Raw genomic sequence first — 6988 nt, forward strand, 5'->3', positions numbered from 1 at the left:
CCCGCAAAGGGCAAACCTACACCGGCAACGCCCGCGCCGCGAAGGCGCAACGCGGATGCCCACGCAAAGGGCAACACACCGGCAACGCCCGCGCCGCGTAGGCGCCAACGCGGATGCCCGCGCAAAGGGCAAAACGCGCAACAGCAAATGCTCGCCCAGCGTCGCAGACAAAAAACCGACACACCCGAACCATTTCGGTTCGCCTCTGCATCGATTCGATCCGCGTACGCGATCGAACGCACAGATATGGCGCATCGCATAACACCGCGCTACGATGGCATCGCCATATCCGCCTATCTCCATGCGCTTTTCGTGTGCATCCTCCGCGGGCAGCGCGTGAAGGGCAAATGGCATAACGCTTGCTTGATCGTGTGCGAAACCGAATGCGCAGCGCATTCGCCTTCTATCCGACAAAAAGAGTGGGGCGTGACATGCGATGCTATGACGAGATGCGTCATCACGATGACGCCGTGCGGCCGCATTACCAGCGGTTCGAACGATGGCTCGTGCAGCAGGGCAGTGAAGCCATCGCGCGAAAACGCGCCGAAGCCGATCTTCTGTTTCGCCGAGTCGGCATCACGTTCGCGGTCAACGGCGATCTGTCCGGCACCGAGCGGCTCATTCCGTTCGACCTGATTCCGCGCATCATCCCGCGCGGCGAATGGCAAACGCTCGAAGCGGGTCTGCGCCAGCGCGTCCGGGCGCTCAATCTGTTCATCCACGACGTCTATCACGAACGCAACATCGTGCGCGCGGGCATCGTGCCCGCCGACCAGGTCTACACCAACGCGCAGTACCGCCCGGAGATGCAGGGCGTCGACGTGCCGCTCGGCGTGTATGCGCACATCGCGGGCGTCGACGTCGTGCGCGCGGGCGATAACGGCGATTTCTACGTGCTGGAAGACAATCTGCGCGTGCCGTCCGGCGTGTCGTACATGCTCGAAAACCGCAAGATGATGATGCGGCTCTTCCCCGAGCTCTTCGTGCAGAACCGCATCGCGCCCGTCGCGCACTATCCCGATCTGCTGCTCGACATGCTGCGCTCGGTCGCGCCCGAAGGCGTCGATGATCCCGTCGTCGTCGTGCTGACGCCGGGCATGTACAACTCGGCGTATTTCGAGCACACGTTCCTCGCCCAGCAGATGGGCGTCGAACTGGTGGAAGGCAAGGATCTTTTCGTCGACGACAACTACGTGTTCATGCGCACGACGCAAGGGCCGCGGCGCGTCGACGTGATCTATCGCCGCGTCGACGACGACTTTCTCGATCCCCTCGCATTCCGCCCTGACTCGGCGCTCGGCGTGCCGGGTCTGCTAACGGCGTATCGCGCGGGCCGTGTCGCGCTTGCAAATGCGATGGGCACGGGCATCGCCGACGACAAGTCGATCTATCCGTACGTGCCCGACATGATCGAGTTCTATCTGGGCGAGAAGCCGATCCTGAACAACGTGCCGACCTACCAGTGCCGCAAGCCTGACGATCTCGCGTACACGCTCGCGCATCTGCCCGAGCTGGTCGTCAAGGAAGTGCACGGCGCGGGCGGCTACGGGATGCTCGTCGGGCCCGCTTCGAGTTCGGCGGAAATCGAAGCGTTCCGCCAGCGGCTGATCGAAAAGCCCGCAGGCTATATCGCGCAGCCGACGCTCGCGCTGTCCGCCTGCCCGACCTTCGTCGAAGCGGGCATTGCGCCGCGTCATATCGACCTGCGTCCGTTCGTGCTGTCCGGCAAGACGGTGACGATGTGCGCGGGCGGGCTCACGCGCGTTGCGCTGCAAGAGGGCTCGCTTGTCGTCAACTCGTCGCAGGGCGGGGGCACGAAGGACACCTGGATGGTCGACTGACGCGACCGGACCTTGAACGCCCGGCATCGCGATGCCGGAGCAAAAACGGGCAACCCGGCGCGCCCGCACTCGAAGCGGGCGCGCCCAATCACCACGGAAAGCCGACATGCTGAGCCGCACTGCCGATCATCTGTTCTGGATGGCCCGTTACATGGAGCGCGCCGAGAACACCGCGCGCATGCTCGACATCAACCTGAAAGCGCAGCTGTTGCCGCAGACGTCCGAGCAGGAAGAGCGCACGCAGCGCTCGGTGCTGCGCATCTCCGAGCTCGAAGACGCGTTTGCGCAGCGGTTCGACGAAACGACACGCGAGAACGTGCTCGACTTCATGGTCGCCGATCCGGCCAACCCGTCGAGTATTTATTCGTGCCTGCAGGCGGCGCGCGAAAACGCGCGCGCGGTGCGCGGCACGCTGACCACGGAGTGGTGGGAAACGATCAACGACACGTGGCTCGAATTCAACGAGCGCACGTCGATGGGGCAGGTCGCGAGCAATCCGGCGTCGCTGTTCGAATGGGTGAAATTCCGCTCGCATCTGTCGCGCGGCGTGACGATGGGCACGGCGTTGCAGGACGACGCGTTCTTCTTCACGCAGCTCGGCACGTTCCTCGAACGCGCGGACAACACCGCGCGCATTCTCGACGTGCGTTTCGCCGACGCCGAGCCGAACTCGCGCGAGGCCGCGCGCCAGCTCGAAGACTTCTATTACTGGACGTCGATCCTGAGTTCGGTGTCGGCGCTGGAAATCTACCGCAAGGTGTATCGCGATGTCGTGACGCCCGCGCGCGTGGTCGAGCTGATGATCCTGAATTCACAGATGCCGCGCTCGTTGCTGGCGTCGCTCGATGGCGTCTGCGACAACCTCGCGATGCTGCGCACGCAGGGCTCGAATCAGTGCGAGCGCTTTGCCGGCAAGCTGCGCGCCGAGCTGCTGTACGCGGATATCCGGCAGATTTTCGAAGCCGGCCTGCATGCGTGGCTCACGCAGTTTCTTGCCCGCGTGTTCGAACTCGGCAACATGGTCGCGCGTACTTATCTGATGCTGCCCGTTGCCTGACGGAGTGCCCCCATGTTTTTGACTATCCGCCACGACACGTCCTACCGTTACGAATCGACGGTCCACTATTCGATCCAGCAGTTGCGCCTGACGCCGTTGAGCGGCGCGTCGCAGACCGTGCGCCGCTGGACGCTCGATGCGCCCGGCAAGCTCGACTCTACGTTCGACGCCTACGGCAACGTGCTGCACACGCTCGTGCTCAACAAGCCGCACGACGAAATACGCGTACACGTGTCGGGCGAAATCGACACGTTCGCGTTGACGGACGGCAGGCTCGGCACCGACGTGGGCGTGATTCCGCTCGAGCATTTCACCTGCGCGACGCGCCTGACCGACTGTGATCCCGCGATCCGCGAACTCGCTGCGTCGGTGCCCTCGCTCGACAAGCCGGCGGCACTGATCGCGCTCGCCGAGAAGATTGCCGATCGCGTGACATTCGAAGCGGGCGCGACCGTCGTGACGAGCACGGCGTCGCAGGCGCTCGCGCTCGGCAAGGGCGTTTGCCAGGATCACGCGCATCTGATGCTCGCCTGCTGCCGCGCGCGCAACATTCCGGCGCGCTACGTGAGCGGCTATATCGAGCCCGGCGACGTCGAGCATGCGGCGAGTCACGCGTGGGTCGACGTGTGGCTCGCGGGCGTTGGCTGGGTCTCCGTCGACGTCACGCATGCGGCCTTTGCAAGCGAAATGTATTGCCGGCTCGCGGCGGCGCGCGATTACGAAGCGGCGTCGCCCGTGCGCGGCCGGCGCATCGGCGGGCTCGAAGAGACGCTCGACGTAGCGGTTGCCGTGAAGGCGCACGAGCAGTCGCCGCAATAGCGCATGCGGCGCCACTCATCGCGCTCGCGCGGCGGGCGGGCGCGGCGTATCGATACGGCGAACATCGGCTGCAGCGCACAACGCGCGCGCATTACAATGGCAGCGTCCCGCGGCGCTGCTGCGGCCCCTGCCATTTTGCGGCTCGTCCGCCGTTCGACCGTTCACGTACGGTACGTGCGGCAGCCGTCCGGATTCCTGTCATGACTTACTGTGTGGCGATGTGCGTCGACGAAGGGCTGGTGTTCCTGTCGGATACGCGGACCAATGCCGGCGTCGATCACATCAGCACGGCGCGCAAGATGTCGGTGTTCGAAGAGCCCGGCGATCGCATGCTGGTGCTGCTCGGCGCGGGCAATCTGTCGCTCACGCAGGCCGTGCTGCAGGCGTTGTCCGAACCGTCCGGGCCGTCGCGCGCCACGCTGTGGACCGTGCCGACGATGGCCGACGCCGCGCGTGTCGTGGGCCAGGCGGTGCGCGACGTCCATCAGCGCGAAGCGAACGCGTTGCAGGAATTCGGCGTCGATTTCAATTGCAGTTTCATTCTCGGCGGGCAGATCGGCAACGGAGCGGACGGTGATGTGCCGTCGCGTCCGCGCCTCTTCATGATCTACGCGGCGGGCAATTTCATCGAATCGTCGCGCGTCAATCCGTACTTTCAGATCGGCGAGTCGAAGTACGGCAAGCCCATCATCGACCGCGTGCTCGTGCCGTCCACGCCGCTCGACGAAGCCGCCAAATGCGCGGTCATCTCGATGGACTCGACGCTGCGCTCGAATCTCTCCGTCGGGCTGCCGCTCGACCTGCTCGTCTACGAAAAGGACGCGCTGAAGGTGACGCGCTTCGTGTCGATCGATCAGGACAACGCGTACTTTCAGATGATTCACCGCACGTGGGGCGAACGGTTGCGCCAGGTATTCAGCGAGATTCCCGATCCGGACTGGCAAAGCGCGGGCGAGGTGCCGCAAAACGGGCACATCGGCGAGATGGTGCTGTACCGGCCGCCGGCGACGCTGCGTGGCGCGCTTCATGCCGATGCGGAGCGGGGCGCGTCCACGTCCATCGAAGAAACCCGGGTCGCGCAAACGCTCGCGCAAGCCGAGAAGCCCAAGGCGCGCGGATAGTCCGGGAAAGTTCACGGGTCCTGGCGCGGCGGCGCGACAATCCATCGCAGTCCCATCGCAGCGCCATCGCAGCGCCACCAGCGCGCGCGGTCCTCGTCCCGTCCGCCGGCCCATGAAAAAAGCCAGCTTCGGCTTGCGCCTCGGCTGGCTTCAGGGTACGGCCCGACGTATCGAGCCGTAGGTCATATTGTTCTATTAGAACTTGTGACGGATACCCAGGCTGATGATTTCCTGGTGGTCCGAACCGGCGTCGAAGCCGTACGAACCGACGGAAGCGCCTGCATCTTGCGTCGTCGTTGCGCTGGTGCGCTGCGTGCCGCTTGCGTGCTGGTATGCGCCGATCAGGTACAGGTCGGTGCGCTTCGACAGGTTGTAGTCGCCACCCAGCGAAACCTGGTGGTAGTTCGCCGACGTGTCGCCTGCGCCGTGCGTGTAGTTGTAGGCCAGACCGACCAGCATTGCCGGCGTGATCTGATAGCCTGCGTACGCACCTGCAACCTGGAACTTCTCTTGTTGCGAGAACGCCGAGAAGCCGTCCGGCTTGTATTGCGCGAAGCTGTAACGTGCGTTGAACGTGAACGGACCCGTCACGTACTGTGCAGCAGCCGACGTGATGCTGATCGACTTGGCCGATGCGTAGCCGCGGTTGATCTGCGAATCGATCGTGCCGTCCGACGTTGCGCCCGAACCCCACGTGCCCGTCGGGTTAGCCGGCGTCACGCCACGGCTTGCTGCCGTGTTGCCGTTGTCCATGCGGATGTAGCCGGCTGCGACGCTGAACGGACCGCCGCTCCACGTTGCTGCGCCCGACCACGTCTGACCTGCGCCCGTTGCGCCGGCCACGCCGCCAAGTGCGTACATGCCTTCGAACTGGAAGCCGCTCCACACGGGCGACACGTACTTCACTGCGTTGTTCGTACGCGAGCTGTTGTCGTTGTTGTCAACGTCGCCCGGCGTCGTGAACGTGCTGCCGAAGTAGTTGTCAGCCGTCAGCGGCTGGACCAGGTCGACCAGCGGGTCGTACTGGCGGCCCATCGTGACCGTACCGTATGCATCGTGCGTCAGACCGACATAAGCTTGACGGCCGAACAGGCGGCTGCCCTGGCCCATCTTGCCCGTATTCGGATCAAAGCCGCTTTCCAGCTGGAAGATCGCCTTCAGGCCACCGCCCAGATCTTCCGTACCCTTCAAGCCCCAGCGGCTGCCCTGCAGGTTGCCTGCTGCGAGTGCCCAGAGGTTGTCGTTCGCCGCATTGGCGTTGTTAACGTACTGGATCGAGTCATCGATCAAGCCATAAAGCGTCACGCTGCTTTGTGCATGTGCTGCGCCTGCAGCGCCGAGCAGTGCCAGCGAGAGCGTCGACAGTGCGATTCGTTTCATCCATTTCTCCACGCAGATGATTGGTTTTCGTTGTTGCGAAACGGAGAATAGCGCAGTGTCTCCCAGGGTAAGAACTGAAAAAAATTAAGGTGTATCGAAAAACTGACAGCGTATTAGAAGCCTTGTATCGCAAGCGTATCAACGATTGTTGCTCTTCTAGCAATATTGAATCATTGACTATGCATTATTGTGCTTTTTATGACAGTGGTGCGGATGATCGGTACGGATTACGCGTGCAATGAAGGTATAACGTAATGTAGTTGTCTAGCCATGCGGGGCGGTTGCGCGGCGCTATATAAAAAGCGCGGAAACGACGCGCGGGTCCTGCACCCGATGTTTCAACTGGACAGTTTTGTCCAGATGTGTTCGCGGGCGGCGGCTTCTGCGCGGGTCGATACTTACCGGGCGTCGTCGGCGGACGGCGGCGTTCCAGCACCGTCGGCGTCGTTGCGGCGCCGCGCGAACGCCGCTACGGCGAGCGCGGTTCCTGCCGCGACCAGCACCGAACTCCACGGATGCCGCCGCACGTACTGATCCGCCGCAATGACCTGGCGGCGTGCACCAACCAGCGTGTGAGCGGCGGCGCGCGTCGCCTGCACTTCCGCCTTGATGACAGTCTTGCCGATGGCGACCGCCTTGCCGACGCCCGCATCGTGTCTCGCCGCGAGCGAGGCATCGAGGTGATCTACCGCGCGCTTGCGCAACGCGACAAAAAGCGGGTGCCCGCGACGCTCGAAGTGTCGGAGATCGTGAAGAAGGGACTCGACGGC

Annotated in this window: 5 protein-coding genes and 1 pseudogene; 4 read left to right on the forward strand and 2 right to left on the reverse strand. The window is 63.7% G+C overall.

Annotation, left to right across the window (positions count from 1 at the left end; translation table 11 throughout):
* The first annotated feature begins 431 nt into the window (after positions 1 to 431).
* The 4 genes from H3V53_RS41890 to H3V53_RS41905 all read left to right on the forward strand — a co-directional run bounded on the left by H3V53_RS41890 (position 432) and on the right by H3V53_RS41905 (position 4838).
* Positions 432 to 1841: a circularly permuted type 2 ATP-grasp protein gene (locus H3V53_RS41890; protein WP_336602853.1), complete on the forward strand. Its 1410-nt coding sequence runs from the start codon at positions 432 to 434 to the stop codon at positions 1839 to 1841.
* A 106-nt stretch (positions 1842 to 1947) separates the two neighbouring features.
* The gene (locus H3V53_RS41895) at positions 1948 to 2898 is read left to right on the forward strand and encodes an alpha-E domain-containing protein (RefSeq protein WP_054919986.1); all 951 of its coding nucleotides are present in this window, start codon (positions 1948 to 1950) and stop codon (positions 2896 to 2898) included.
* A gap of 12 nt (positions 2899 to 2910) precedes the next feature.
* Positions 2911 to 3717 carry a transglutaminase family protein gene (locus H3V53_RS41900; RefSeq protein WP_336602854.1) on the forward strand — a complete coding sequence of 269 codons (807 nt, stop codon included), beginning with the start codon at positions 2911 to 2913 and terminating at the stop codon, positions 3715 to 3717.
* 200 nt (positions 3718 to 3917) lie between these two features.
* Complete coding sequence (locus H3V53_RS41905) at positions 3918 to 4838, forward strand: proteasome-type protease (RefSeq protein ID WP_336602855.1); 921 nt, start codon at positions 3918 to 3920, stop codon at positions 4836 to 4838.
* Between the two features lie 195 nt (positions 4839 to 5033).
* Here H3V53_RS41905 and H3V53_RS41910 read toward each other — a convergent pair whose 3' ends face one another.
* Both H3V53_RS41910 and H3V53_RS41915 read right to left on the reverse strand, forming a co-directional pair.
* Positions 5034 to 6218, reverse strand: coding sequence for a porin (locus H3V53_RS41910; RefSeq protein ID WP_336602856.1), 1185 nt, complete (start codon positions 6216 to 6218; stop codon positions 5034 to 5036).
* A 398-nt stretch (positions 6219 to 6616) separates the two neighbouring features.
* Positions 6617 to 6988, reverse strand: a pseudogene (locus H3V53_RS41915) (hypothetical protein); the annotation flags it as partial.

Origin of the sequence: Paraburkholderia bengalensis, assembly GCF_037126505.1 — a bacterium.
Lineage (GTDB): Bacteria > Pseudomonadota > Gammaproteobacteria > Burkholderiales > Burkholderiaceae > Paraburkholderia > Paraburkholderia bengalensis.